The 23,823-nt window shown below is 65.8% G+C and carries 26 protein-coding genes and 1 other RNA gene; 12 read left to right on the top strand and 15 right to left on the bottom strand.

Annotation, left to right across the window (positions count from 1 at the left end):
* Positions 1-17: 17 nt before the first annotated feature.
* Positions 18-437 (bottom strand): HIT family protein, encoded by a 420-nt coding sequence (locus tag VGC77_RS22240; RefSeq protein ID WP_331173729.1) that lies wholly within the window; start codon positions 435-437, stop codon positions 18-20.
* A 142-nt stretch (positions 438-579) separates the two neighbouring features.
* On the opposite strand from VGC77_RS22240, the gene ffs reads away from it, so the two are divergent.
* The 5 genes from ffs (at position 580) to VGC77_RS22215 (ending at position 4,074) form a co-directional block, all read left to right on the top strand.
* Positions 580-676: signal recognition particle sRNA small type (gene ffs, locus VGC77_RS22235), an RNA gene on the top strand.
* Between the two features lie 163 nt (positions 677-839).
* On the top strand, positions 840-2,699 hold the full coding sequence (locus tag VGC77_RS22230; protein ID WP_331173728.1) for a DNA polymerase III subunit gamma/tau: 1,860 nt from the start codon (positions 840-842) through the stop codon (positions 2,697-2,699).
* 27 nt (positions 2,700-2,726) lie between these two features.
* Positions 2,727-3,044 (top strand): YbaB/EbfC family nucleoid-associated protein, encoded by a 318-nt coding sequence (locus tag VGC77_RS22225; protein WP_331173727.1) that lies wholly within the window; start codon positions 2,727-2,729, stop codon positions 3,042-3,044.
* A 2-nt stretch (positions 3,045-3,046) separates the two neighbouring features.
* Positions 3,047-3,652, top strand: coding sequence for a recombination mediator RecR (gene recR, locus VGC77_RS22220; protein ID WP_331173726.1), 606 nt, complete (start codon positions 3,047-3,049; stop codon positions 3,650-3,652).
* A 20-nt stretch (positions 3,653-3,672) separates the two neighbouring features.
* Positions 3,673-4,074: a hypothetical protein gene (locus VGC77_RS22215; RefSeq protein ID WP_414709710.1), complete on the top strand. Its 402-nt coding sequence runs from the start codon at positions 3,673-3,675 to the stop codon at positions 4,072-4,074.
* A 424-nt stretch (positions 4,075-4,498) separates the two neighbouring features.
* Here the strand turns inward: VGC77_RS22215 and VGC77_RS22210 are convergent, their stop codons facing one another.
* The 6 genes from VGC77_RS22210 to VGC77_RS22185 form a co-directional block, all read right to left on the bottom strand.
* Positions 4,499-4,942, bottom strand: coding sequence for an NfeD family protein (locus VGC77_RS22210; protein ID WP_331173725.1), 444 nt, complete (start codon positions 4,940-4,942; stop codon positions 4,499-4,501).
* Positions 4,943-5,060: 118 nt separating this feature from the next.
* Complete coding sequence (locus tag VGC77_RS22205) at positions 5,061-6,068, bottom strand: SPFH domain-containing protein (RefSeq protein WP_331173724.1); 1,008 nt, start codon at positions 6,066-6,068, stop codon at positions 5,061-5,063.
* Positions 6,069-6,439: 371 nt separating this feature from the next.
* The gene (gene hemH, locus VGC77_RS22200) at positions 6,440-7,477 is read right to left on the bottom strand and encodes a ferrochelatase (protein WP_331173723.1); all 1,038 of its coding nucleotides are present in this window, start codon (positions 7,475-7,477) and stop codon (positions 6,440-6,442) included.
* A 71-nt stretch (positions 7,478-7,548) separates the two neighbouring features.
* Entirely contained in the window at positions 7,549-8,703 is a 1,155-nt protein-coding gene (locus VGC77_RS22195) for a nickel/cobalt transporter (RefSeq protein ID WP_331173722.1), read from the bottom strand.
* Positions 8,703-9,329, bottom strand: coding sequence for a DUF1007 family protein (locus VGC77_RS22190; protein ID WP_331173757.1), 627 nt, complete (start codon positions 9,327-9,329; stop codon positions 8,703-8,705). Before VGC77_RS22190 ends, VGC77_RS22195 begins: the two co-directional genes overlap by 1 nt.
* 343 nt (positions 9,330-9,672) lie before the next feature.
* A complete protein-coding gene (locus VGC77_RS22185) occupies positions 9,673-11,763 on the bottom strand; it encodes a M3 family metallopeptidase (protein ID WP_331173721.1) in 2,091 nt (696 codons plus the stop codon).
* A 139-nt stretch (positions 11,764-11,902) separates the two neighbouring features.
* Here VGC77_RS22185 and VGC77_RS22180 point away from each other — a divergent pair, with 139 nt between their 5' ends.
* The 6 genes from VGC77_RS22180 to VGC77_RS22155 all read left to right on the top strand — a co-directional run bounded on the left by VGC77_RS22180 (position 11,903) and on the right by VGC77_RS22155 (position 17,141).
* On the top strand, positions 11,903-12,184 hold the full coding sequence (locus VGC77_RS22180) for a hypothetical protein (RefSeq protein ID WP_331173720.1): 282 nt from the start codon (positions 11,903-11,905) through the stop codon (positions 12,182-12,184).
* A 705-nt stretch (positions 12,185-12,889) separates the two neighbouring features.
* Positions 12,890-14,032, top strand: a complete 1,143-nt coding sequence (locus VGC77_RS22175) for a type III PLP-dependent enzyme (RefSeq protein ID WP_331173719.1) — start codon at positions 12,890-12,892, stop codon at positions 14,030-14,032.
* 301 nt (positions 14,033-14,333) lie between these two features.
* Complete coding sequence (locus tag VGC77_RS22170; RefSeq protein WP_331173718.1) at positions 14,334-14,924, top strand: N-acetyltransferase; 591 nt, start codon at positions 14,334-14,336, stop codon at positions 14,922-14,924.
* Positions 14,924-15,106 carry a hypothetical protein gene (locus VGC77_RS22165; RefSeq protein ID WP_331173717.1) on the top strand — a complete coding sequence of 61 codons (183 nt, stop codon included), beginning with the start codon at positions 14,924-14,926 and terminating at the stop codon, positions 15,104-15,106. Before VGC77_RS22170 ends, VGC77_RS22165 begins: the two co-directional genes overlap by 1 nt.
* 133 nt (positions 15,107-15,239) lie before the next feature.
* Positions 15,240-15,629 carry a RidA family protein gene (locus VGC77_RS22160; protein ID WP_331173716.1) on the top strand — a complete coding sequence of 130 codons (390 nt, stop codon included), beginning with the start codon at positions 15,240-15,242 and terminating at the stop codon, positions 15,627-15,629.
* Between the two features lie 75 nt (positions 15,630-15,704).
* Positions 15,705-17,141, top strand: a complete 1,437-nt coding sequence (locus VGC77_RS22155; RefSeq protein ID WP_331173715.1) for a homospermidine synthase — start codon at positions 15,705-15,707, stop codon at positions 17,139-17,141.
* A gap of 177 nt (positions 17,142-17,318) precedes the next feature.
* Here the strand turns inward: VGC77_RS22155 and VGC77_RS22150 are convergent, their stop codons facing one another.
* From VGC77_RS22150 to VGC77_RS22120, 7 genes are all read right to left on the bottom strand, one after another.
* Complete coding sequence (locus tag VGC77_RS22150) at positions 17,319-17,621, bottom strand: hypothetical protein (RefSeq protein WP_414709709.1); 303 nt, start codon at positions 17,619-17,621, stop codon at positions 17,319-17,321.
* Between the two features lie 102 nt (positions 17,622-17,723).
* Positions 17,724-18,743: a WD40 repeat domain-containing protein gene (locus VGC77_RS22145; protein ID WP_331173756.1), complete on the bottom strand. Its 1,020-nt coding sequence runs from the start codon at positions 18,741-18,743 to the stop codon at positions 17,724-17,726.
* Positions 18,743-19,780, bottom strand: a complete 1,038-nt coding sequence (locus VGC77_RS22140; protein ID WP_331173713.1) for a GTP-binding protein — start codon at positions 19,778-19,780, stop codon at positions 18,743-18,745. The genes VGC77_RS22145 and VGC77_RS22140 overlap by 1 nt, the downstream gene beginning before the upstream one ends.
* Before the next feature lie 51 nt (positions 19,781-19,831).
* The gene (locus tag VGC77_RS22135; protein WP_331173712.1) at positions 19,832-20,713 is read right to left on the bottom strand and encodes a metal ABC transporter substrate-binding protein; all 882 of its coding nucleotides are present in this window, start codon (positions 20,711-20,713) and stop codon (positions 19,832-19,834) included.
* Between the two features lie 11 nt (positions 20,714-20,724).
* On the bottom strand, positions 20,725-21,600 hold the full coding sequence (locus VGC77_RS22130; protein WP_331173711.1) for a metal ABC transporter permease: 876 nt from the start codon (positions 21,598-21,600) through the stop codon (positions 20,725-20,727).
* A gap of 2 nt (positions 21,601-21,602) precedes the next feature.
* Positions 21,603-22,361, bottom strand: coding sequence for an ABC transporter ATP-binding protein (locus VGC77_RS22125; protein ID WP_331173710.1), 759 nt, complete (start codon positions 22,359-22,361; stop codon positions 21,603-21,605).
* A gap of 1 nt (position 22,362) precedes the next feature.
* Positions 22,363-22,542, bottom strand: a complete 180-nt coding sequence (locus VGC77_RS22120; RefSeq protein ID WP_331173709.1) for a hypothetical protein — start codon at positions 22,540-22,542, stop codon at positions 22,363-22,365.
* A gap of 338 nt (positions 22,543-22,880) precedes the next feature.
* Here VGC77_RS22120 and VGC77_RS22115 point away from each other — a divergent pair, with 338 nt between their 5' ends.
* Positions 22,881-23,600, top strand: coding sequence for an outer membrane protein (locus tag VGC77_RS22115; RefSeq protein ID WP_331173708.1), 720 nt, complete (start codon positions 22,881-22,883; stop codon positions 23,598-23,600).
* On the opposite strand, the gene VGC77_RS22110 is transcribed toward VGC77_RS22115, so the two are convergent.
* The coding region (locus VGC77_RS22110; protein WP_331173707.1) for a hypothetical protein at positions 23,555-23,823 on the bottom strand (269 nt) is incomplete at its 5' end. The genes VGC77_RS22115 and VGC77_RS22110 overlap by 46 nt on opposite strands.

Below are 23,823 nucleotides of genomic sequence, written 5' to 3'. Positions count from 1 at the left end.
GCAAAACCCCGCGCAGTTCAACCAAGCCAGATCCGGCGGCGCAGTTCGGCGATGAAGCTCTGCACTTCTTCAGGGTCGTGGGCGAGCGGCTGCACCACGCCCCACACCGGCCGCGGCCAGGCGACATCGCTCGAGCGCCGCGCGATGACGTGGATATGCAGCTGCGGCACCAGATTGCCGAGGGCTGCGATATTCAGCTTGTCGCATTTGGTGACGTCTTTCAGCGCGCGACCGGCCCGGGAAATTTCCGTCATCAGTTGCGCCTGCTCGACCTCGCCGAGATCAATGATTTCGCTGGCGTTGGCGCGGCGCGGCACCAGCAACAGCCAGGGATAATGCGCGTCCTTGATCACCAGCACGCGGCACAGCGGCAGGTCGCCGATGTCGATGGTGTCTTTTTGCAGCTGCGCGTGCAGCGACCAGTCTGAAGCGGGCATCGAGGTTCCGAATGAAGGTGGGCGGCGGCGTTCGAGCGCCGAACGGCGCGCCACGGCGGCGCATTTGGCGCCCGCTTTAGCACGACGAATGGCGCCGTCGCCACGCTTGCATTTCGGCGCATTTGGCTCCAAATAAGCCCCGGGAGATTGGCGGTGGACGAGCCACTCGCCAACCGGGTCAGGTCCGGAAGGAAGCAGCCCTAACGAGGTCCGGATCGGGTCGCTCGTCAGTCTCCTACTTGTTTTTGCGAGCGAATTCAGCGCTCCGATCGATCGAAGGTGGACCCTTTCCTCATTCGAGCCGGATCGCGTCCCGGGGTCCAGCCCGGCGGCGATCGCCTGAAACCGCCCGTGCATTTCCGAAAATTCGGCGCCGAGAGACAACCACTTGCGGATCGATCGATGACCGACGCTGGCCCTCCCGTCATTTCCCCGAGCGATCCGGCAGGCGCCGCGCCGGCGGCGGCCGCGCCCTATCGGGTGCTGGCGCGCAAATATCGTCCGAACAATTTCGAGGATCTGATCGGCCAGGACGCCATGGTCCGCACGCTGTCGAATGCGTTCGAGACCGGGCGGATTCCGCAGGCCTGGATTCTGACGGGGGTGCGCGGCGTCGGCAAGACCACCACCGCGCGCATTCTCGCCCGTGCGCTGAATTACGAGATGCCGGACGGCTCGGTCTCCGCGCCGACCATCCATATGCCGGTGCCGGGCGTGCATTGCCAGGCGATCATGGAGAGCCGGCACATCGACGTGCTGGAGATGGACGCGGCCTCCCATACCGGCATCGAGGACGTCCGCCAGATCACCGACGGCGTGCGCTATTCGCCGACCAGCGCGCGCTACAAGGTCTACATTATCGACGAAGTCCACATGCTGTCGGACAAGGCGTTCAACGCCTTTCTGAAGACGCTGGAGGAGCCGCCGGAGCACGCCAAATTCGTGTTCGCCACCACCGAAATCCGCAAGGTGCCGGTGACGGTGCTGTCGCGCTGCCAGCGCTTCGATCTGCGCCGCGTCGAGGCCGACGTGTTGATGGCGCATCTTGCCAACATCGCCGGCAAAGAGAATGTCGAGGTCGAGCCGGAAGCGCTCGGCATCATCGCGCGGGCCGCCGAAGGCTCGGTGCGCGATTCGCTGTCGCTGTTCGATCAAGCGATCGCCCATGCCGCCGGTGTGGTGCGCGCCGACGCGGTGCGGCAGATGCTCGGCCTCGCCGATCGGACACGCGTCATCGATCTGTTCGCGCATCTGGCCGGCGGCGACATCGCCAGCGCGTTCGGCGAATTCCGCGAACAATACGACGTCGGCGCCGATCCGGTGGTGGTGCTGAGTGACCTCGCTGAATTCGTCAATTTCGTCACCAGGGTAAAGATCGTGCCGGCGACCGCCGACAACGTCGCGTTTGGCGAGACCGAGCGGCTGCGTGCCCGCGACTTCGCGTCGAAACTGTCGATGCGGGTGCTGTCGCGGATGTGGCAGATGCTGTTGAAGGGCATCGCCGAGGTGCAAGGCGCCACCCGCCCGGCCGCCGCCGCGGAAATGGTGCTGGTGCGGATCGCCTATGTCGCCGATCTGCCGACGCCGGACGAAGCCATCAAGATGTTGCAGGACGGCGGCAATTCGTCAGCCTCCGCGGCGAGCGCGTCCGCGCGCAATGGCGCGAACGCGTCTTCGGCCTCATCATCGAGCTCATCATCATCGTCCTCGCCGAGCGCGATGGCGTCGGCGCGGATGTCGTCGGCGCCGCGCGGCGGCGCCGAAGCCTCATTGCGTCCGCAACTGAGCGCGCCGCAGCCGGCGGCGGCCGCGCCGGTGCTGAAGATTTCCAGCTTCCCCGAACTGGTGGCGCTCGCCGCCGAGAAGCGCGACGTGATGACCCGGGCCGCGCTGGAAGCCGACGTCCGGCTGGTGCGGATCGAGGACGGCCGGCTGGAATTGGCGATGGAGCGCAGCGCCGCGCGCACCCTGATCAACGATCTGTCGCGCAAGCTCGAACAATGGACCGGGCGGCGTTGGACCGTGATCGTGTCCAACGAACCGGGCCAGCCGACGCTGCGCTCGCAGGCGCAGGCGCAGCAGAGCGAGCGCGAACGCGCCGCGGAGGCCGATCCGCGGGTGCAGGAGGTGCTGGCGCGATTTCCCGGCACCAAAGTCCTGGAGGTGCGCAGGCTCGCCGCCGAAACCCCGGATGCCGATGCGCCGGACGCCGACGCCGGCGGCGAGGATTCGCCGGACAATTTCGACAACGACGACCAGTAACAACTCTGCAAGTGGAAGGAACCGATCATGGCTGATTTTCTCGGCATGATGAAGCAGGCGGCGCAGCTGCAATCCAAGATGAAGGCGATGCAGGAAGAGCTCGATCATATCGAGGTCGAGGGCATCTCTGGCGGCGGGCTGGTCCATGTGCGGATGACCGCCAAGATGGAGGTGAAGTCGATCAAGATCGATCCCACGCTGATCAAGGCCGATGAGGCCGAGGTGCTGGAGGATCTCGTGGTCAGCGCGCTCGCCGACGCCCACCGCAAGGCGGAAGCCGCGATGCAGGAGAAGATGCAGGCCTTGACCGGCGGGCTGTCGCTGCCGCCGGGGCTCGGCCTGTAGGCATGGCCGCTGCGGTTGCCGGCCCGGAGATCGAACGGCTGATCCAGCTCTTGGCGAAGCTGCCGGGGCTCGGGCCGCGCTCGGCGCGGCGCGCCGCATTGCACCTGATCAAGAAGCGCGAAGCCTTGATGGCGCCGCTCGCCTCGGCGCTGCAGGTGGCGATCGAGCGGATTCAGGTCTGCAAGGTGTGCGGCAATATCGACACGCAGAATCCCTGCACGGTGTGCACCGACCCCAGGCGCGATCCGTCGATCATCGTCGTGGTCGCCGACGTCGCCGATCTGTGGGCGCTGGAGCGCGCGCACGCCGCGAGCGGCCGCTATCACGTGCTCGGCGCCACGCTGTCGCCGCTCGACGGCGTCGGCCCCGACGATCTGTCGATCGACGCCTTGGTGGCGCGCGCGCACGATCCGCAGGTCGGCGAGATCGTGCTGGCGCTCAACGCCACGGTCGACGGCCAGACCACCGCGCACTACATCACCGACCTGTTGATGGAGGCGGGCGTCAAGGTCACGCGGCTGGCGCATGGCGTGCCGGTCGGCGGCGAACTCGACTATCTCGACGAAGGCACGCTGTCGGCGGCGATGCGGCAGCGGACCCTGTTTTGACAGCCAACGAAAGATCCCGAATGACCGGACCCTCGGCGAGACCATGGCTGATGCTGGCGGTGGCGATGGCGTTCGCCGCCGGCGGCGTCAGCGAGGCGCTGGCGCAGAAGGCGATCAGGAACGGCGACGTGTTGACCGGCCAGCTCAACGCGCTGCGCAGCCGCGCCAAGGGCAAGCACGTCGCCTCGTTCCAACTGGTCAGCGAGCCGCGCCGGCTGCCGGCGCCGGGCGGGCTGTGCAATCTGGAGACCGGCCCGCAGACCTTTCAGTTGGTGACCAGCACCGAGGCCCAGGCGGCGCAGCTCAAGGGGCTGATCGGCAAACAGGTCTCGATCAAGGTCGGCGAGATGGCCTGCGCCGAGGCCGCCGGCGAAATCAGCGAAGCGGTGATCTCGTCCTGGAGCGTGGTGGCGACGCCGTAGCAATCGGTACGTCATTGCGAGCCGAAGTCGGCGCGCAGCGTCGACTGAGACGCGAAGCAATCCAGGGGCCTCATGCGTGGCCCTGGATTGCTTCGTCGCAAGAGCTCCTCGCAATGACGCTTCTCATGTAACGCTCGTGATCGCTTGTTCGGTGAGGCCGCGACGACCTCAAGCGCTGTCGGTCCGAAGCCGTGCAAGGCTGCGAGTGAGGGACCATTCGGCTCATTCAACTCCCGTCATTCCGGGTCGCAAGCGGCGTCAGCCGCGTGCGAACCCGGAATCTCGCCGCGAGGACCAGCGCCGAAACGCGTTGCGAGATGCAAGGGCGTGTTGCGAGATTCCGGGTTCGCTCGTTCTGACGAACTCGCGCCCCGGAATGACGGCTTTGCCTTTTGATTGGCCCCAGCCAACCAAATGAGAACTTTCAAGCCGCCGCTACCGTCAGCTTGGCGCCGTCGGCCTCGACGATCTTGACCTTGCTGCCGGCCGGCGCGTCGGGCCCGGACACCCGCCAGATGGTGTCGTCGATCCGCACCGTGCCGGTGCCGTCGACGATCGGCTTCTCCAGCGTGCACACCCGGCCGACTAGGCCCGCGGCGCGGTTGTTGAGAAACGGATTGCTGCCTTCACCGGCGCGCGGCCGCGCGAAGCGCCGCCACAGCGGCACCGCGGAGACCGCGAACAGCGCGAACGCCAGGAGCTGCGCCTGCCAGGACGGCTCGCTGACGAACGACAGCCCGCCGACCAACAGCGCCGCGAGGCCAAGCCAGAACAGAAACACCCCGGGGGCCAGCAGTTCGAGCCCCATCAGGGCGAAGCCGAAAATCAGCCAGTTCCAGGTCCCCAGCGACACCAACAAACCCGTCATTCCCAAGCCCCCATTCCCCGGCCGCACGCCCGACCATCACGCCGCAATAATCTCGCCGCAAACATTTCGCCCGAAGCATCCCGCGATCGGACGATGCTCACGAGCCGTCGCGTCGCGCTCAGCGCGGCGGCGTCGCCGGGCTCGCCGCCGAGCCGCCGCTCGGCGGCACCGAACTGCTCCGCGCCGCGGCTTGCGTTGCCGCGGTTTCGCCGAACGTCGCCTTGGCGATCTCGCCGATGCCGGCCAGCGATCCAAGTATACTCATCGCTTCGATCGGCAACATGATGATCTTCTGATTTGGTGAATCCGCCAACTGGCCGAACGCTTTGATGTACTTGTCGGCGATAAAGTAGTTCAACGCCGCGACGTCGCCTTTGGCAATGGCCTCGGAGACCATCTGGGTTGCCTTGGCCTCGGCCTCGGCGGAGCGCTCGCGCGCCTCGGCGTCGCGGAACGCGGCTTCGCGGCGGCCCTCGGCCTGCAGGATCTGGCCTTGTTTTGCTCCTTCGGCGCGAAGGATTTCCGACTGCCGCTGGCCTTCGGCCTGCAGGATGTCGGCGCGCTTGACGCGTTCGGCCTTCATCTGCCGGCCCATCGCCTCGACCAGATCGGCCGGCGGCACGATGTCCTTGATCTCGATACGGTTGACCTTGAGGCCCCAGGGCGACACCGCGGCGTCGACCACCCGCAACAGCCGCTCGTTGATCTCGTCGCGATGCGACAGCACCTGGTCGAGATCCATCGCGCCCATCACCGAACGGATGTTGGTCATGGTCAGTACGATGATCGCCTGGTTGAGGTCGGAGACTTCGTAGCTCGCCTTGGCGGCGTCGAACACCTGATAGAACGCGACGCCGTCCACCGTCACGGTGGCGTTGTCCTTGGTGATCACCTCCTGCTCGGGGATCGCGATCACCTGCTCCATCATGTTGACCTTGCGGCCGACCCGGTCGAAAAACGGGATGATCAGGTTGAGCCCCGGCGACAGCGTGCGGGTGAATTTGCCGAACCGTTCGATGGTCCAGTCGAAGCCCTGCGGCACGGTCTTGACGCCGGCGAACAGCGTGAGAATGACCAGCACCACAAGCGCGATCGAAAACACGTCGAAACCGCTGAACGAAATCATGGGTGTCTCCTCGCGGCGGACAGGGAGGGCGGCCGGGATCGGCACGCCGCGCACGCCTGTGGTCGCCGGCATCAGATGGAAGGTTCGACTGCAACAGGACGGCGATTGTCGAACACTCTCACGCAAAAAGCGATCAAATCGAAGCGGTGCGACAGACGTCCCTCTCCCCGCTTGCGGGGAGAGGGTGGCGTGACAAGCGAAGCTTGTCGCGCCGGGTGAGGGGGCGTCGCGGAAAAACTCGGGCGCCCCCTCACCCGACCCGGCTTCGCTGGCGCTACGCCGGGTCGACCTCTCCCCGCAAGCGGGGAGAGGTGAAGTCAGTGCTCGCAGAAGGATTTTCTTTTACGCGCGGGCGACAACGGCACCCCGGCCTACAGCCAGCCTTCGAGTTCGCGCAGCACCACTTGCCGGATCACGCTGATGCCGCCGTCGCTGTCGTTGAGGCAGGGCACCGCGGTGAACTGTTCGCCGCCATTTTTCACGAAAATCTCGGCGTTTTCCTGCGCGATCTCTTCCAGCGTCTCCAGGCAGTCGGCGGCGAAGCCCGGCATCACCACCGCGAGCCGGCGGACGCCGTCCTTGCCGAGCTGTTCGATGGTCTTGTCGGTGTAGGGCTGCAGCCACTGGTCGAAGCCGAACCGCGACTGGAAGGTCAGCAGCAGGCGGTTGTCGTCGAGCCCCATGCGCTGGCGCAACGCGTCGACGGTGGCGATGCAATGCGACTGGTAGGGATCGCCCTTGTTGATATAGGCCTGCGGCATGCCGTGGAACGAGGCGACGATGCGTTCGGGCTCGAACGGCAGCGTCGCCAGATGACTGGTGATCGAATTCGCCAGCGCGTCGATATAGGCGTCGTCGCGATAATACGGCGGCGTCACCCGCAGCGTCGGCTGCGCCCGCATCTCGCTGAGCACCCGGAACGCCTGATCGCACACCGTGGCCGAGGTCGCGGCGGAATATTGCGGATACAGCGGCACCACCAACAGCCGGCGGCAGCCTTGCTCGACCAAAGCGTCGATCCGCGAGCGCATCGACGGGTTGCCGTAGCGCATCGCCCAATCGACCACGATATGCTCGCGGCCGGTCAGCGTCGCCGCGAGTTTGCGCGACTGCCCGCGGGTGATGGTCTTCAGCGGCGATTCGTTGGCGTCATTGTTCCAGATCTTCTGATAATCACGCGCCTTGCGCGCCGGCCGGGTGCGCAGGATCAGGCCGTTGAGCGCCAGCTTCCAGACCACGCCCTGGTTCTCGATGACCCGCGGATCCGACAGGAACTCGCGCAGATAGTCGCGCACCCCTTTGGTGTCGGCGCTGTCCGGCGTGCCGAGATTGACCAACAGCACGCCGACCCGTTCCGGCGCCTGATCGGCAACGGTCTCAGTGCCGTGAATGGGAACAATGACTGTCATGAGACGGTTGGCTTCGCGCGTTGGCATAATGTTGTCAAGATAAGGCAACATTCGCCGAAATCGAGCCTTACTCATAGGCAGGTCACCCGCTCTGCGGCTACATAGCCCAGTAACAGCCCGAGGCCGAACAGCAGCACCAGCCCGGCCGCGCTGAATTCCACGCCGCGCATGATCAATGCTCCGCCGCCGTCGCGCCCCGCGGCGAGGCGTCGCGCCAGGCCCTTGGCCGAAACCGCGAGGCTGGCGATGGCCGCCACCGTGATCGCGGTGCCGATGCCCATCGCGAAAGTGGCGGCGACGCCGGCCCAGAACATGCCCTGTGCAAGTGCGAACACCAGAACCAGGATCGCACCGGAGCACGGCCGCAGGCCCACCGCGACAATCGCGCCGAAGCCGCGCCGCCAGCCGCCGGGGCCGGCGAGTTCCTCCGGCTCCGGACCATGGGCATGCCCGCAATGCGCGTCATGGACGTGTCCGGGACCGCCATGGTCATGGTGGTGGTGATCGTCATGGTCGTGCCGGTGGTCGTGCGTGTCACCGTGCGCAAGCTCAGCATGGGCCTGATGCGCATGCGTGTGCGTCGCGTCGTGGTGGGCGCGGTGGTGATGCTGCACCGCGGCGGGTGCGAGCGCGAAGGCCGGCGACGCGGCGCGACGCGCCCGCAGCGCGCGAAAGAAGCCGCCGCCCTTGCTCCACACCAGCCGCGCGCCGAACGCCGCGATCAGCGCGTAGCTGGCGATTTCAATCACCCGTTCAGCGCCGCACATCGTCTTGGCGGTGGCGTTGAGCAGCCAGGCGCAGATCCCGACCACGATGACCGCGACCAGCGCCTGCAACAGCGCCGAGACGAACGACAGCACGATGCCGCGCCGCGCGGTCTCCTCGTTGGCGACCAGATAGGACGAGATCACCGCCTTGCCGTGGCCGGGCCCGGCGGCGTGGAAGATGCCATAGGCGAACGAGATCGCCAGCAGCGTCCAGACCGCGCTGCCGTCGGATTTCGCAGCACGGATCGTCGCCGACATCTGGCGATAGAATTGTGACTGCTGTTCCAGCAGCCAGCCGACCACGCCGCCGAGCTGCGGGGCGGCCTCCGGTCGCGGTCCGCCGAACGGGTTTTGCGCCAGCGCGTGGCTCAGCCCGGCATCGATCAAGGGCGCCAGCGTCAGCACCGCGGCGCAGATCACGAGGCCGCGCGCGATGGCGGCGATACGGGAGCGGGCCATTACGGGCAACTGACCATGATCTTGTTGGCGAACATCGCGCCGTAATTCGAATTGTCGCCATTCATGAAGTTCTGTTCTCCGAGCCGGGCGGCGTTGGCGGTGCCGTCATTGGGGCGTTGAAAGCTTACGGCGCAGCCGGCTGGCGCGCCGACCAGCTTGACCGGGTCCTTGTCGTCGAAGGTGAAGTCGATGAAATACGACGGGTCGAACACCTCGACCGCCAGCTCCCGGCTCTTCACCGGGGTTTTCAGCGGCAGCGTGAAGTGCAGCGTCAGCGCGGTCTTGTCGTAGACTAGGTAGTAATCGACCGGCTCGAGGAATCTCTGCTTCTTGCCGTCGGCCTTGGCGAAGGTGAAGAAACCGAATTCCTTCAGCGATTCGACGTTGGTCTGCGCCAGCGGCGCGAGGTCGTCGCGGCTATAGACGCCCTTGGTCTTGGTCTCGATGCCCTGCAGCGCGTACGTCGAGAACATGTCGTCGAAGGTCCAGGTGTGGCGCACGCCGCTGATGCTGCCGTCCGGGGCATAGACCAGATCGCTATGCGCAGTGATCCAGACATGCGGGTGGGCCTCTGCGACGGTGATGCCGAGCGCGAGAAAGCCAAGGCATAGCACCGCTCTGGTCACCGCGGTGAGCGCAGTGGCGAAGCGATGCAGTCCACGCCAGTGCACCGAAGCGCGGACTTCACCTCTCCCCGCGCGCGGCAGGGGAATCGCATATGGATTTTCGCGAGCTATTGCCTCGGCGCGCTCTTCACCCTCCCCTGGAGGGGGAGGGTCGGCGGGTCCCGCGCGAAGCGCGGTGCCCGCCGGGGTGGGGTGAGCCTCAAGCACGGCGGATGAGTTCTTCGCCACCCCACCCCGCTCGCTGCGCGAGCGACCCTCCCCCTCCAGGGGAGGGTGATCATCGCAGCCGGCGCAAACTTTCATATGCGATTGCCCTGCCGCGCGCGGGGAGAGGTCGGCCATCTTACGCCGCCTCGGGCGTGTCGAGCAGCCCGCGGCGGCGCAACAGCGCGTCGGGCTCCGGAGGGCGGCCGCGGAACGCGACATAGGCGACCTCCGGGTCGCGCGCGCCGCCGGCGGCGTAGATGTCGTCATGCAGCCGCTTGGCGACCTTGGAATCGAAGATGTCGCCGGCCTCCTCGAACGCGCCGAAGGCGTCGGCGTCCATCACCTCGCTCCACATGTAGCTGTAATAGCCCGAGGCATAGTGATCGCCGGAAAAGATGTGGCCGAACTGGGTCGGCCGGTGCCGCATCGCGATTTCCTCCGGCATGCCGATCTTTTCCAGCTCGCGGCGTTCGAAATCGGCGATGTCGCCGATCGCGGAGGCCGGCTGGGTGTGAAATTCCAGGTCGAGCAGCGCCGAGGAGACGAATTCCACGGTGGCGAAGCCCTGGTTGAATTTGCGCGCCGCGAGAAAGCGCTGCAACAGATCGTCGGGCAACGGCTCGCCGGTCTGGTAATGCTTGGCGAATTGCCGCAGCACCTGCGGCTGCTCCTGCCAATGCTCGTAGAGCTGCGACGGCAATTCGACGAAGTCGGTGAACACCGCGGTGCCGGACAACGACGGATACACCACGTCGGACAGCATGCCGTGCAACCCGTGGCCGAATTCGTGGAACAGGGTGCGGGCGTCGTCCGGCGACAGCAGCGCCGGCTCGCCGTTATTGCCCTTGGCGAAGTTGCAGACGTTGATGATCAGCGGCGCCACGACGCCGTCGAGCTTCTGCTGGTCGCGCAGCGAGGTCATCCAGGCGCCGGAGCGCTTCGAGGGCCGCGCAAAGTAGTCGCCGTAGAACAGCCCCTTGTGGGTGCCTGCGGCGTCGAACACCTCCCAGACCCGGACGTCGGGATGCCACACCGGCACGTCCTTGCGTTCGCTGAACTTGACGCCGAACAGCTTGGTCGCGGTGTCGAAGGCGGCATCGATCATGTTGTCGAGCGCGAGATACGGCTTGATCGCGGCGTCGTCGAAATTGGCGCGGCGCTGCCTGAGCTTTTCGGCGTAATAGCGCCAGTCCCAGGCGGCCAATTTGAAGTTGCCGCCGTCCTCGGCGACCAATTGCTGCAGCGCGTCGCGATCCGCCAAGGCGCGGGCGCGCGCCGGCTTCCACACCCGTTCCAACAGCCCGCGCACCGCCTGCGGGGTCTTGGCCATGGAATCTTCCAGCCGGTATTCGGCGAAGCTGGCAAAGCCGAGCAGCTTGGCGGTCTCCTCGCGCAGTTGCAGGATCTCGCTGATCACCGCGATGTTGTCGTTGGCGTTGCCGTTGTTGCCGCGCGCGGTGAACGCCTTGTAGACCTTTTCGCGCAAATCGCGCCGGGTCGACGACTTCAGGAACGGCTCGACCGAGGAGCGCGACAGCGTCACCACCGCCTTGCCTTGCAGCCCGCGCTCGGCGGCGGCGGCCTTGGCGGCGGCGACGAAGCTGTCGGACAGCCCGGCGCAATCGTCCTCGCCGAGCTGCATCACCCAGTCCTGCTCGTCGCCGAGCAGATGATGGCTGAACGCGGTGCCGAGTTCGGCCAGCCGTTCGTTGATCGCGGCCATCCGCGCCTTGGCCTTGGCGTCGAGCCCGGCGCCGGCGCGGTGGAAGCGGGTGTAGGTGCGCTCCAACAGCCGCAGCTGCTCCGCGGACAGCTCGAGCTTGGAGCGCAGCCCGTATAATAGCGCGATCCGGCCGAACAGCGCGGCGTTCATCATGATCGGATTCCAGTGCCGCGCCATCCGCTGCGACACTTCGGTGTCGATCTCCAGGAGCGCCGGATTGGAATCCGCCGACACCAGATCGTAGAACACCGCGGCGACCCGGTTCAACAGCCGGCCGGAGCGTTCCAGCGCGGTGATGGTGTTGGCGAAATCCGGCGCCGATGGATCGTTGGTGATCGCCGCGATCTCGGCGGTGTGATCGGCGAAGGCCTGCTCGAACGCCGGCAGGAAGTGCTGCGGCGCGATCTGTTCGAACGGCGGGGTCTCGAAGGGCGTCAGCCAGGCCTGCAGCAGGGGATTGTCGAGGCTGTCGGAAGGCGCCGGCGCGACCGCGGAATCTGGCATCGAAAGGTCCTGCTTCAAGGGGAAGTTACGCCGCGACATATAACATGCGATCGGGCTTTTTTGAGCCTTTAACCGCGTTTGCGGCTTGCCGCAGCGGGGTTTTTCAGAGAGATTGCCGCCGCAACAGGATCTTTCCGCGATGAGCAAGCCGCCCGCAGCCCAAGGCCCCCGCAACGCCCCGACCGGCCCGCGCCGGATCGTGTGGTCGACCGTGGTCACGGTGTTCAGTGCCGCGATTTTGATCGGGGCCGAGGTGTTCGGCGCGGCGTTCGCCGGCGGCTGGGCGCTCGCCATCCTGTTCGGCCTCAACGACACCGCCGCGCATATCGTGCAGGTGGTGCTGTTCGTGATCGGCGTCGTGATCATGGTGGCGTTTGTCCGCCACGCCCACCACGTCGAGCCGTTTACCAGGCGCGCTTAGGCGCGCTCACCCGCCGCGCTTAGCGGCCCGCCGCGCCCGCGGCGTTGCGAGAAACCGCTGCTCGGCGCGGACTTTCCTTCACCCCACGTTAAGTACTTTGAACATCCGTTCATGTTCGAGGCGACTTTCGTGGCTTGCGCGCAACGCTGCGCCGCCGTGTCGGGGAAATTTCGCGTTCGGGCGAAAAAAATCTTGCGGTGCCGGACTAAAGCACCTATCTCCGGTCTTGCCCAATTTCGCACGTGCCTGTGGTCGTGTGTCAGTCGGTAGGTATCCGGACAAGAGGCCGGACAGCCGCCAAGGGATGAAGAAGCCGAGGGTCGCAAAATCTTACTCGCGTGAGATCAAGCCGCCAGCATCTCTCTCAAGGGATGCCGTTGAAGGTGACTTTACCCCTTGCAACCGTGACTGGCAGCCGGAGGCGAACCGGCGCACCTCGCTCTCAACGAGGGACGCGACTTAAAGCAACGACGGATCGGGCTTTTTTGGTCTCTGCCGGCTTTCCACCAGCCGGCGCGAATACCGAAGAGGCTTGTCCTTCATTGCCAGGTGTGCGGGCGGGAGCATCTCCCAACCACTCCACGGCAGCACAGTTTGTCTGAGCTCATTGGCTCGTCGCGCCTCCATCGCGCGTCGGGTCTATCGCGCTCGGATCAGACGTTTTGGTTTGAACGAGCCCGTCGCTGGGCCGTTTGGGAGCGTGCTATGACCGAACGCATTCAGGAATTCCTCCGCGCGCGCCGCAACGAAGGCCAGGACATCGAGCCGTGCCTGGTCGTCGATCTCGAAGTCGTGCGCGACAACTTTCAGAGCTTTGCCCGGGCGCTGCCGGACAGCCGGGTGTTCTATGCCGTGAAGGCCAATCCGGCGCCGGAAGTGCTGTCGCTGCTGGCCTCGATGGGCTCGTGCTTCGACTGCGCCTCGGTGCAGGAGATCCAGATGGCGCTGGATGCCGGCGCCACGCCCGACCGCATCTCGTTCGGCAACACCATCAAGAAGGAACGCGACATCGGCCGCGCCTTCGCGCTCGGGATTCGGCTGTTCTCGGTGGATTGCACCGCGGAAGTCGAGAAGATCGCCCGTGCCGCGCCCGGCGCCCGCGTGTTCTGCCGCATTCTCTATGATTGCGCCGGTGCCGAATGGCCGCTTTCGCGGAAGTTCGGCTGCGATCCGGAGATGGCGGTCGACGTGCTCGACCTCGCCAAGCGTCTTGGCCTCGAACCCTATGGCATCTCGTTCCATGTCGGTTCGCAGCAGCGCAAGGTGAAGGCGTGGGATCGTGCGCTGGCGATGGCGTCGAGCGTGTTCCGCGACTGCGCCGAGCGCGGCATCAACCTGTCGATGGTCAACATGGGCGGCGGCTTCCCGACCAAGTATCTGAAGGAAGTGCCGGCGGTGGTGCAGTACGGCCGTTCGATCTTCCGGGCGCTGCGCAAGCATTTCGGCAACGCGATTCCGGAGACCATCATCGAGCCGGGCCGCGGCATGGTCGGCAATGCCGGCATCATCGAGACCGAAGTCGTTCTGATCTCCACCAAGAGCGACGACGACGACACCCGCTGGGTCTATCTCGACATCGGCAAGTTCGGCGGTCTCGCCGAGACGATGGACGAATCGATCCGCTACGCGATCCGCTCCCGTCACGACGGCGCGGAGATGATGCCCTGCGTGCTCGCCGGCCCGACCTGCGATTCGGCCGACGTGATGTACGAGAAGCTGCCGTATCCGCTGCCGGTGACGCTCGAGATCGGCGACAAGCTGCTGATCGAAGGCACCGGCGCATATACGTCGACCTACTCGTCGGTGGCCTTCAACGGTTTCCCGCCGTTGCGGACCTACCACATCTGAGGTCGTCTTCTTCACCTCCCCCGCTTGCGGGGGAGGCCGGGTGGGGGAACTACGCGTTTCGCCTCCACCCCAGCCCTCCCTCGTAAACGGGGGAGGGAGCAAGAAAATCGGGAGCCGGTGTGCCGGCTCCCATCCCGTCACCTTCCATCCGGATGACAACACGCCGCGCCGCGTTGGCGAGGCGGGACGCTGGGCTGCGGGAACGAAGCCGGCCAACGATCGTTGGCGCCTTCCAAATCGCAAGGCTCGGCGGATTCCCCGCTTTCACCCAACGTCGTCCCGGAGTGGGGACTGGACCGCCATGACCGCATTGACCACGCTTGCCGCCGCGCCTTCCGAAGCCGCCGTCGCGATCCGCGCCGAGCGCGCCAGTGACGTCGCGGCGCGCGAAGCGCTGCTCGACGCCTGCTTCGGCGCGGGCCGCAACGCCCGCACCTGCCAGCGGCTGCGCGACGGCCGGCTGCCCGCCAAGGGCCTCGCCTTTTCGGCGATGCATCGCGGCCGGCTGGTCGGCACGGTGCGGCTGTGGCACGTCGATGCTGGCGGCCGGCCGGCGCTGGTGCTGGGTCCGCTGGCGGTCGACCCATCAGCGCGCGCGCTCGGCATTGGCGCGTCGTTGATGCGGCACGCGCTGGCCGCCGCCAAGGCGCTCGGCCACGGCGCGGTAATCCTGCTCGGCGACGAACCGTATTACGCCCGTTTCGGCTTCACCCGCGATCTCGCCGAGGCGCTGTCGCTGCCCGGTCCGTTTGAGCGCTCCCGGCTGCTTGGCCTGGAATTGCGCGCCGACGCGCTCGACGGCGCGGCCGGGCTGATCGTTCCGACCGGGGCGCCGGCCGGCCTCGGCAAGCCGGCGCGCGCCGGTCGTCGCCAACTGCGGCGGGCGGCGTGATGGCGCGAAGTCTTGAGGTCCTGGACACGATCGATGCCGAGCTGTGCTGCGAGCATGTCGTAGTGCGCAGCCGCCGCGAGACCCGGCCGGCGATCACCACCATCATCCTGATCCTGCTGGTGATCGAGATCGTCATCGACGTGCTGACGCGGCGCCGCGGGCCGGTGTCGGAGCGTTCCTGACCGGCAGAATCAGCGGGTTTTCGGCATTGCCAGGCGCCGGCGGAAAATAGCCCGATCGCCAGCTTGATTTGGCGGCGCAGACACGGCATTGCCTGACCGCAACCCGTCACGCTCCTGCTGCAAGGTCAACGCAATGTCCCGTCGCCTGATTTCCACCGGATCGCCCTTCGAAAAGACCGCCGGCTACAGCCGCGCCGTGGTCGACGGCGATTTCGCCTTCGTCTCCGGCACCACCGGCTTCGACTACGCCACCATGACGCTGCCGGAGGGTGTCACGGCGCAGACACAGAACGCGTTCAAGACCATCGAGGGCGTGCTCGAGGAAGCTGGCTTCGCGCTGGCCGATCTGGTGCGCGCCACCTACTACATCACCGATCCGAAGGACGCCGACGCGGTGTTTGCGGTGTGCGGCGAGCATCTCAGCGAAATCCGTCCGGCCTGCACCATCGTCACGGTGGCGGCCTTGTTCAAGCCGGAGATGAAGATCGAAATCGAAGTCACCGCCAAACGCCGCCAGGCCTGAGCCTTCCCCCTATTCCTGTCCTGCGCCGGCGACGATCGCGTCGCCGGCCTGTTTTTATCCCTGGAGATTTCGCCAATGCCCGCCCCCGCCGCCAAGATCCACGCCAAGATTTCCGGCCCCATCGTGATGATCGGCTTCGGCTCGATCGGCAAAGGCACGCTGCCTTTGATCGAGCGGCACTTCGAGTATGACAAAGAGCGCTTCGTCATCATCGATCCGCACGAGGACGGCGAGCTGGCCAAGCAGCACAATGTGCGCTTCATCAAGTCGGCGGTGACCAAAGACAATTATCGCGAACTGCTGATTCCGCTGCTCACCGAAGGCGGCGGCCAGGGCTTCTGCGTCAACCTGTCGGTCGACACCTCCTCGGTCGACATCATGACGATGTGCCAGGAGATCGGCGCGCTCTACATCGACACCGTGGTCGAGCCGTGGCTGGGCTTCTACTTCGACAAGAGCGCCGGCCCGGAAAAGCGCTCCAACTACGCGCTGCGCGAGACCTTGCTGGCCGCCAAGGCCAAGGCCGGCGCGGGCGCCACCACCGCGGTCTCCACCTGCGGCGCCAATCCCGGCATGGTGTCGTGGTTCGTCAAGCAGGCGCTCTTGGATATCGCCAAGGACACCGGCCTCGAGATCAATGAGCCGAAGAGCCGCGAAGGCTGGGGGCAATTGGCGCAGAAGCTCGGCGTCAAGGGCATCCACATCGCCGAGCGCGATACCCAGCGTTCGAAGAAGCCGAAGCCGATCAACGTGTTCGTCAACACCTGGTCGGTCGAGGGCTTCGTCTCCGAAGGCCTGCAGCCGGCCGAGCTCGGCTGGGGCACCCATGAAACCTGGATGCCCGACAACGGCCGCACCCACACCGAAGGCTGCGGTGCGGCGATCTATCTGTTGCAGCCCGGCGCCAACACCCGCGTTCGCTCCTGGTGCCCGACGCCCGGCGCGCAATACGGCTTCCTGGTCACCCACAACGAATCGATCTCGATCGCCGATTACTTCACGGTGCGCGACGGCCAGAACGTGGTGTATCGCCCGACCTGCCATTACGCCTATCACCCGGCCAACGATGCCGTGTTGTCATTGCACGAAATGTTCGGCGCCACCGGCAAGATGCAGCCGAAATGGCACATCCTCGACGAGAACGAGATCGAGGACGGCATCGACGAGTTGGGCGTGCTGGTCTACGGCCACGCCAAGAACGCCTATTGGTACGGCTCGCAGCTCTCGATCGAGGAAACCCGCGAGGTCTGCCCGTATCAGAACGCCACCGGCATGCAGGTGTCGTCGGCGGTGCTGGCCGGCATGGTGTGGGCGCTGGAAAATCCCAAAGCCGGCATCGTCGAGGCCGACGAACTGGATTTCCGCCGCTGCCTGGAAGTGCAGACGCCGTATCTCGGCCCGGTGAAAGGCTACTACACCGACTGGACCCCGCTCAACGATCGCCCCGGCCTGTTCCCGGAAGACATCGATACGTCCGACCCCTGGCAGTTCCGCAACGTGCTGGTGCGCTGAGAGGTGTCATTCCGGGGCGCGGGCGGCGCGAGCCGCCCGCGAACCCGGAATCTCGCTGCGCGTGAAGCGGCTGGCCTGTCGCAAGATTCCGGGTTCGCATGAGCTATCGCTCTCGCGCCCCGGAATGACATCAATGGCGAAGTCAGCCGGTGATGGATTTCGTCGAATTGATCCCGCTTACTTCGCCGGAATCGGATCGCCGGTTTTTTCCGCCGGGGCCGGCGGCAGCGCCGGTGTTGCGCCCGAACTCTGCGCCTCGGGGTCGGGCCGCGCCGGCTCCGGCGCGAGTTCGCGCGGCCGGGCGCCGGTGGTGCCGGGCTCGGCGGGCGCCGACGGCTTGGTCTCGGCGCCGGGTGTGGATTGCAAAGGCTGTGTCGCTTGCGCGAGTTTCGGCTGGCTCGCCAGTTCCGCAAACGACACTGCGGAGATCGTCAGTCCCGCCGCGATCATCAACCCGGCGAGCACCAAATCCCGTTTCAAGGCGCGTGTCCTTTCGAGCTTCGTCATCAGCCTGCACTCGGATGTGCCGGATTCAACGAGCGCCGAACGGCAAAGTTCCCGCGGCCGACAGCGTCAGCAGCCTTACAGCGTCAGAAGCCCTGCCTCGCCGTCCTCGGCGGCAAACGCCAGCATCGCGCCGTTGCTGCTCCAGGCCAGCGCCGACACTGCACCCTTGCCGTTGCGGCGCACCAGGATTTCCGCGCCGTCGGTGAGCCGCACCATCAGCACGGTGCCGTCGCTATAGCCGGCGGCGAGAATGTCCTGCTTGGGATGGCAGGCCACCGCCGAAACCCGCGCCGAGAGCGGCGCCAGCATCGCCGGCTGCTTGCCCATCGGCCCGTCCTTGGCGGCGAACGGCCAGACGATCACGCTGTCGGCGCCCGAGGTGGCGAGCCCCTTGCCGCCGGCGGTCCAGGAGATCGAGCGCACCCGCCCGGGATAGCCGCTCATCCGCATGTGCTGGGAATCGGCGAGCCTCCAGCCATGCATCGCCGGCTCGTGCATCGTGGTGACCAGGAATTTGTTGTCCGGGCTGAACACCACGCCGAGATGCGAGCCGGCCCATTCCAGCATTTCGGCGTTCGCCGCCATGTTGGGAAACCACAAGGTCACGCCGTTGTAATGCGCGATGGCGAGCCGCATCCCCTTTGGCGCAAACGCTAGCCCGCCGACCGTCGAAGGCACCTCGAAAAACTTGTCCTCGCCCTTCGCGCCGCGGACGAAGGCGATTTTACCGGCGGACCAGGCCACCGCGCCGTCCGGATGCAGCGCGACATTGTCGATCCAGCGCCGTTTCGGGTCGGTGGCGATTGCCACAGGTTTGCCACTGCTTTCGACGGCGCTCAATTTGCCGTCGTCGCCGCCGAGCACCACCCGTTTGCCGTCGCTGGCGGCGCAGAGAATCGCGCCGCCGCTGACCTCGACGCGTGCGGTTTCGCAGGCGGCGTCGACCAGCGTCACGGTTTCCTCGGCGCCGACGACAACCAGCGTCGCGCCGAGAAAATACGCAGCACTTGCGGGGCCGCCGAGATCGATGCTGCGGACCCGGTCGGTGACCGAGGCGATGGAGTCTGCCGGTCCGGCCGGGTCGAACTCTTCCATCACGCGGCGAGACATTGTTCGAAGCCGTCGCGGATCACCTGCTCGGGCAGGTCGCGGCCGATGAACACGAGCCGACTCTGCCGCGCTTCGCCGTCCTTCCAGGCGCGTTGATGATCGCCTTCCAGCATCATGTGCACGCCCTGAAACACGTAGCGGTCGTCGTCGCCGCTGAACGAAAGAATGCCCTTGGAGCGCAGGATCTTGCCGCCCTCGGCGGCGATCAGTTGCTGCAGCCAGGGCATGAATTTGGCGGGATCGACCGGCTTGTCGCTGTGCAGCGCCAGCGATTGCATGTCCTCATCGTGGTAATGCTTCAGGCCGTGGTCGTGATCATGGTGGTGATGATCATGATCGTGGTGATCATGGTCGTGATCGTCGCCGGCTTCGAGGAACTGCGGCTCGATCTCCAGGATGCGGTCGAGGTCGAAGGCGCCGCGCTCCAGCACGTCGGCGAGCGCCACCTGGCAACGCTCGGTGCGATGCAGCTTGGCGTAGGGGTTGATGGCGCGGATCCGCGCCTCGACTTCGGCGAGTTCGGCCTTGCTGACGAGATCGGTCTTGTTCAGCACGATGACGTCGGCGAAGGCGATCTGGTTCTTGGCTTCCGGCGCATCCTTCAGCCGCTCGCTCAGCCATTTGGCGTCGGCCACCGTCACCACGGCGTCGAGCCGGGCTGCGTTCTGCACGTCCTCGTCGACGAAGAAGGTCTGCGCCACCGGCGCCGGATCAGCCAAGCCAGTCGTCTCGACGATGATGGCGTCGAACTTGCCCTTGCGCTTCATCAGGCCGCCGAGGATGCGCACCAGATCGCCGCGCACGGTGCAGCAGATGCAGCCGTTGTTCATCTCGAACACTTCTTCATCGGCGCCGATGATCAGGTCGTTGTCGATGCCGATTTCGCCGAATTCATTGACGATCACCGCGTATTTCTTGCCGTGGTTTTCCGACAGGATGCGGTTCAACAGCGTGGTCTTGCCGGCGCCGAGATAGCCGGTCAGCACGGTCACGGGGATTTTTGCGGCGGTGGGTTCAGACATCATGACTCCGGCGGGATTCTGGTTGAGCCGCGCCGGAGCCAGGGGTGCCCCTTACTCGGTGGTCAGCGCGCTCGTCAGCGCCTTTATATTGTGCCTGACCATATCAATGTAAGTGGGGGCTTCGCCCTTTTCGTCGGTCAGGCTGTCGGAATACAGCGAACCGCCGACCTTGGCGCCGGTCTCGGCGGCGATCCGCCGCATCAGGCGCGGGTCGCTGATGTTTTCCAGGAACACCGCGGGCAGTTTTTCCGCCTTCACCTGCTTGATGATGCTGGCGATATCCTTGGCGCTGACCTCGGATTCGGTGGACACGCCCTGCGGCGCGATGAAGGCTAAGCCATAGGCCTGGGCGAAATAGCCGAACGCGTCGTGGGTGGAGATCACCTTGCGGCGCTCCGGCGGGATCTGCGCCACGCCGGCGCGAATCTCGCCGTCCAGCGCGTCGAGCTTGGCCAGATAGGCCGCGGCATTGCCGCGGTAGGCGTCGGCGCCGGCGGGATCGGCGGCGGTCAGCGCGTCGCGGATGTTGGCGACGTAGATCTTGGCATTGGGCACCGCCTGCCAGGCATGCGGATCGGCGTGGCCGTCGAGCTTGCGCGGCGCGATGCCCTTGGTCGCGGTAGCGATCTCGGCCTTGCCGCCGGAGGATTTCACCAGCCGCGGCAGCCAGCCCTCGAAGCCGAGCCCGTTGATGATCACGAGCTTGGCGTCGGTGATCTTCTTGGCGTCCGCCGGCGTCGGCGTATAGACATGGGCGTCGCCGCCCGGGCCGACCAGGGTGGCGACGGCAACGCGATCGCCGCCGACATTGCGGACGAAATCCTCCAGGATCGAGAAGCTTGCGACCACGTCGATGCGGTCTTGCGCATGCGCTGGGATGGTCGCGGTGAGGGCGGTCAGCACGAGGCTGGCGGTCTGAAAAAATCGTCGCATGGTGTCTCCGTTCAGGCTTCGAGATGACGGCCGGGAAACAGCCGCCGCAGGATGCCGCCGGCCGAGCCGAACAGCACCGAGACGAGATAGATGAGCGCCGCCATCAGGATGATCGCGGGGCCGGACGGCACTTTGGTCTGGAACGAGAGCACCAGCCCGGCGTAGCCGGAGACCATGGCGCTGGCGACCGCGATGAGAATCATCCCGGTGATGTCGCGCGACCAGAACCGCGCGATGCCGGCCGGCAGGATCATCAGCCCGACCGCGAGCAGCGTGCCGAGCGCGTGGAAGCCGTTGACCAGGTTGATCACCACCAGCGCCAGAAAGATCAGATGCGCCGGGCCGCCGGCGCGGCTGACGCTGCGCAGGAACACCGGATCGACGCATTCGATCACCAGCGGCCGGAAGATCACCGCCAGCACCAGCAGCGTCAGCGTGGCGTTGAAGGCGATCACCAACAGAGTCTGGTCGTCCATCGCCAGGATGTTGCCGAACAGCACGTGCAACAGGTCGATGTTGCTGCCCTTCATCGAGACGATGGTGACGCCGAGCGCCAGCGACACCAGATAGAACGCCGCCAGCGAGGCGTCTTCCTTCAGTTCGGTGGCGCGCGACACCACGCCGGACAGGATCGCCACCGCGAAGCCGGCGATCAATCCGCCGAACGTCATCGCGAACAGATTGAGCCCCGACAATAGGAAACCGACCGCCGCGCCGGGCAGGATGGCGTGCGCCATGGCGTCGCCGGCCAGCGACATCCGCCGCAGCATCAGGAATACGCCGATCGGCGCGCCGCCGAGCGACAGCGCCAGCACGCCGGCCAGCGCCCGGCGCATGAATTCGAACTCGGTGAACGGCGCGACCAGCGCTTGATAAAGAGTGTCCATGGTCAGGCGGCCCGCGGTCGCGTGGCCGCGCCGGCGCAGGCCCCCGCGGTGTCGTCGAACGCTTCGCACATCCGCCGCGCCTTGTTGAGATTGTCCGCAGTCAGCACCTGCGCGGTGTCGCCCCACGCCACCGCGCGGCGCGCCAGCAGCAGGGTCTCGGGGAAATGCGCCTGCACCAGATCCATGTCGTGCAGCGCCGCCAGCACGGTGCGCTGTTCGTCGTGCCAGCGCCGCACCAGGCCGACCAGATCGGCCGCGGTCTTGGCGTCGATGGCGTTGAACGGCTCGTCCAGCACGATGACGCTTGCGTCCTGCAACAGCACGCGGGCGAACAGGATGCGCTGCATCTGGCCGCCGGACAGCGTGCCGATGGTGCGATTCTCGAAGCCGCTGAGCCCGACCGCCGCCAGCGCCTGGATAATGGCGTCGCGCTCGCGCCGGCCGAGACCGCCGAACATCCCGGTGCGGCGCCACAGCCCGGTGCCGACGAAATCGAACACCGAGATCGGGAAGCTGCGGTCGATATCGGCGATCTGCGGCAGATAGGCGATGTCGCGGACGCCGAGCCCGCCGCGTTCGATCGCGCCGGTCAGCGGCTTGAGAATCCCCACGATGCCGCGAAACAGCGTCGACTTGCCGGCGCCGTTGGGGCCGACCACCGCCAAGAGCGCACCGGGTGCCACCTCGCCATCGAGATGGTGCACCGCCGGATGACGGTCATATCCCAGCGTGACGTTACGAAACGAGAGCTGCGCGGCCATCTCAGCGCATCGCCGTCAAGACCGCGGCCCATAACAGCGCGCTGATGGCGAACGCGACGCCGAGCCGCGACCACACCGCCATGCGCAGGATCGACCACGGCGGCGACTGCGACGGATGCGGCAGCGCGGCAGCGTGATGGTGGGCGGAATCAAAATGGGGGTGGTCGTGCGGCGGCGTCATGGGACCTCTCAGCGGCGAATGTTACGGATGTTATATTATAACATAACAAGATGCAAACCGGCGCGGTCATGAATCGCAATGGCTTCCCGGACAGACTGCTCTCGGCGCAGGCAAAAAGGGTTAATGCCGCGTTGAGCGGCAGCGGAAAAGCTACAAATTAAGGCATCATTAAGGTTTGTTTAGGGCTCCATTAAGCACAAAATTTTGAGGTCCCTCATAAGGTTACTTCCAATTCCACTGTGGCCTATGGGTGACAGCATTTTTAGACAAAGGCGTTTATGCCTCTGTGAGACGGAGCCACGGACGGCTCCTCTGCAAGTAAATTCTGGAGAGATGAAATGAAGAAGTTCCTGCTTGGTACCGTGGCCCTCGTCGCCATGGCCGCGACGGTGCCGGCATTCGCCGCCGACCTCGGCGCCCGCACCTACACCAAGGCCCCGGCCTATGTCGCTGCCCCGATCTACAACTGGACCGGCTTCTACATCGGCGGTCACGTCGGCGGCGCCTTCGTCGGCGACGACAGCATCGGCACCGGCGCGACCCGCAGCAGCGATGGCACGTTCCTCGGCGGTGTGCAGGGCGGCTATGACTATCAGTTCGCTCCGAACTGGGTGTTGGGTGTTGAAGCCCAGTACAGCTGGCTCGACCAGGGCACCGATCCGGTTGTCGTCGGCGGCGTCTATTCCTTCAGCGACAAGCAGAAGGGCCTCGGCTCCGTGACCGGCCGTATCGGCTACACCTGGGGTCCGGCGCTGCTCTACGTCAAGGGCGGTTATGCCTTCGCCGACTACGACACCACTGTGACCATCGTCGGTACCGGCGCTGCCGCTGGCGTGTCCAGCAAGAGCGATGGCTACACCGTCGGTGGCGGTCTGGAATACCTGTTCACCCAGAACTGGTCGGGCAAGATCGAATACCAGTACTACAACTTCGGCAACACCAGCTTCATCACCCCGGGCCTGGTTGTCGGCGGCTTCACCAACGACGTTCACTCCGTCAAGGCTGGCCTGAACTACCGCTTCAACCTGGGCGGCGCACCGCTCCTGGCGAAGTATTGATCTGATCGAAGCTTCTCGCGAAGCTTCCGTCTAATCTCGGAAAGGCCGGCGCTTGCGCCGGCCTTTTTGTTGTCCATCGTCTTTTCCGCGGGCGGCCGGCATCCGGCCTGCTGCGAGCCGGTTCGAGCGCCGCCGACCGGCGCGCCATGGCCCGATCTCCACACCGCAAAATTCAAATCACTGATTCGCTCCGGCTGGCCCATCCGCGCCTGATGCATGGCTG

It is taken from the genome of Rhodopseudomonas sp. (assembly GCF_036404135.1).
Classification (GTDB): Bacteria; Pseudomonadota; Alphaproteobacteria; order Rhizobiales; family Xanthobacteraceae; genus Rhodopseudomonas_A.
This window is presented reverse-complemented; position numbering and strand designations above follow the sequence as displayed.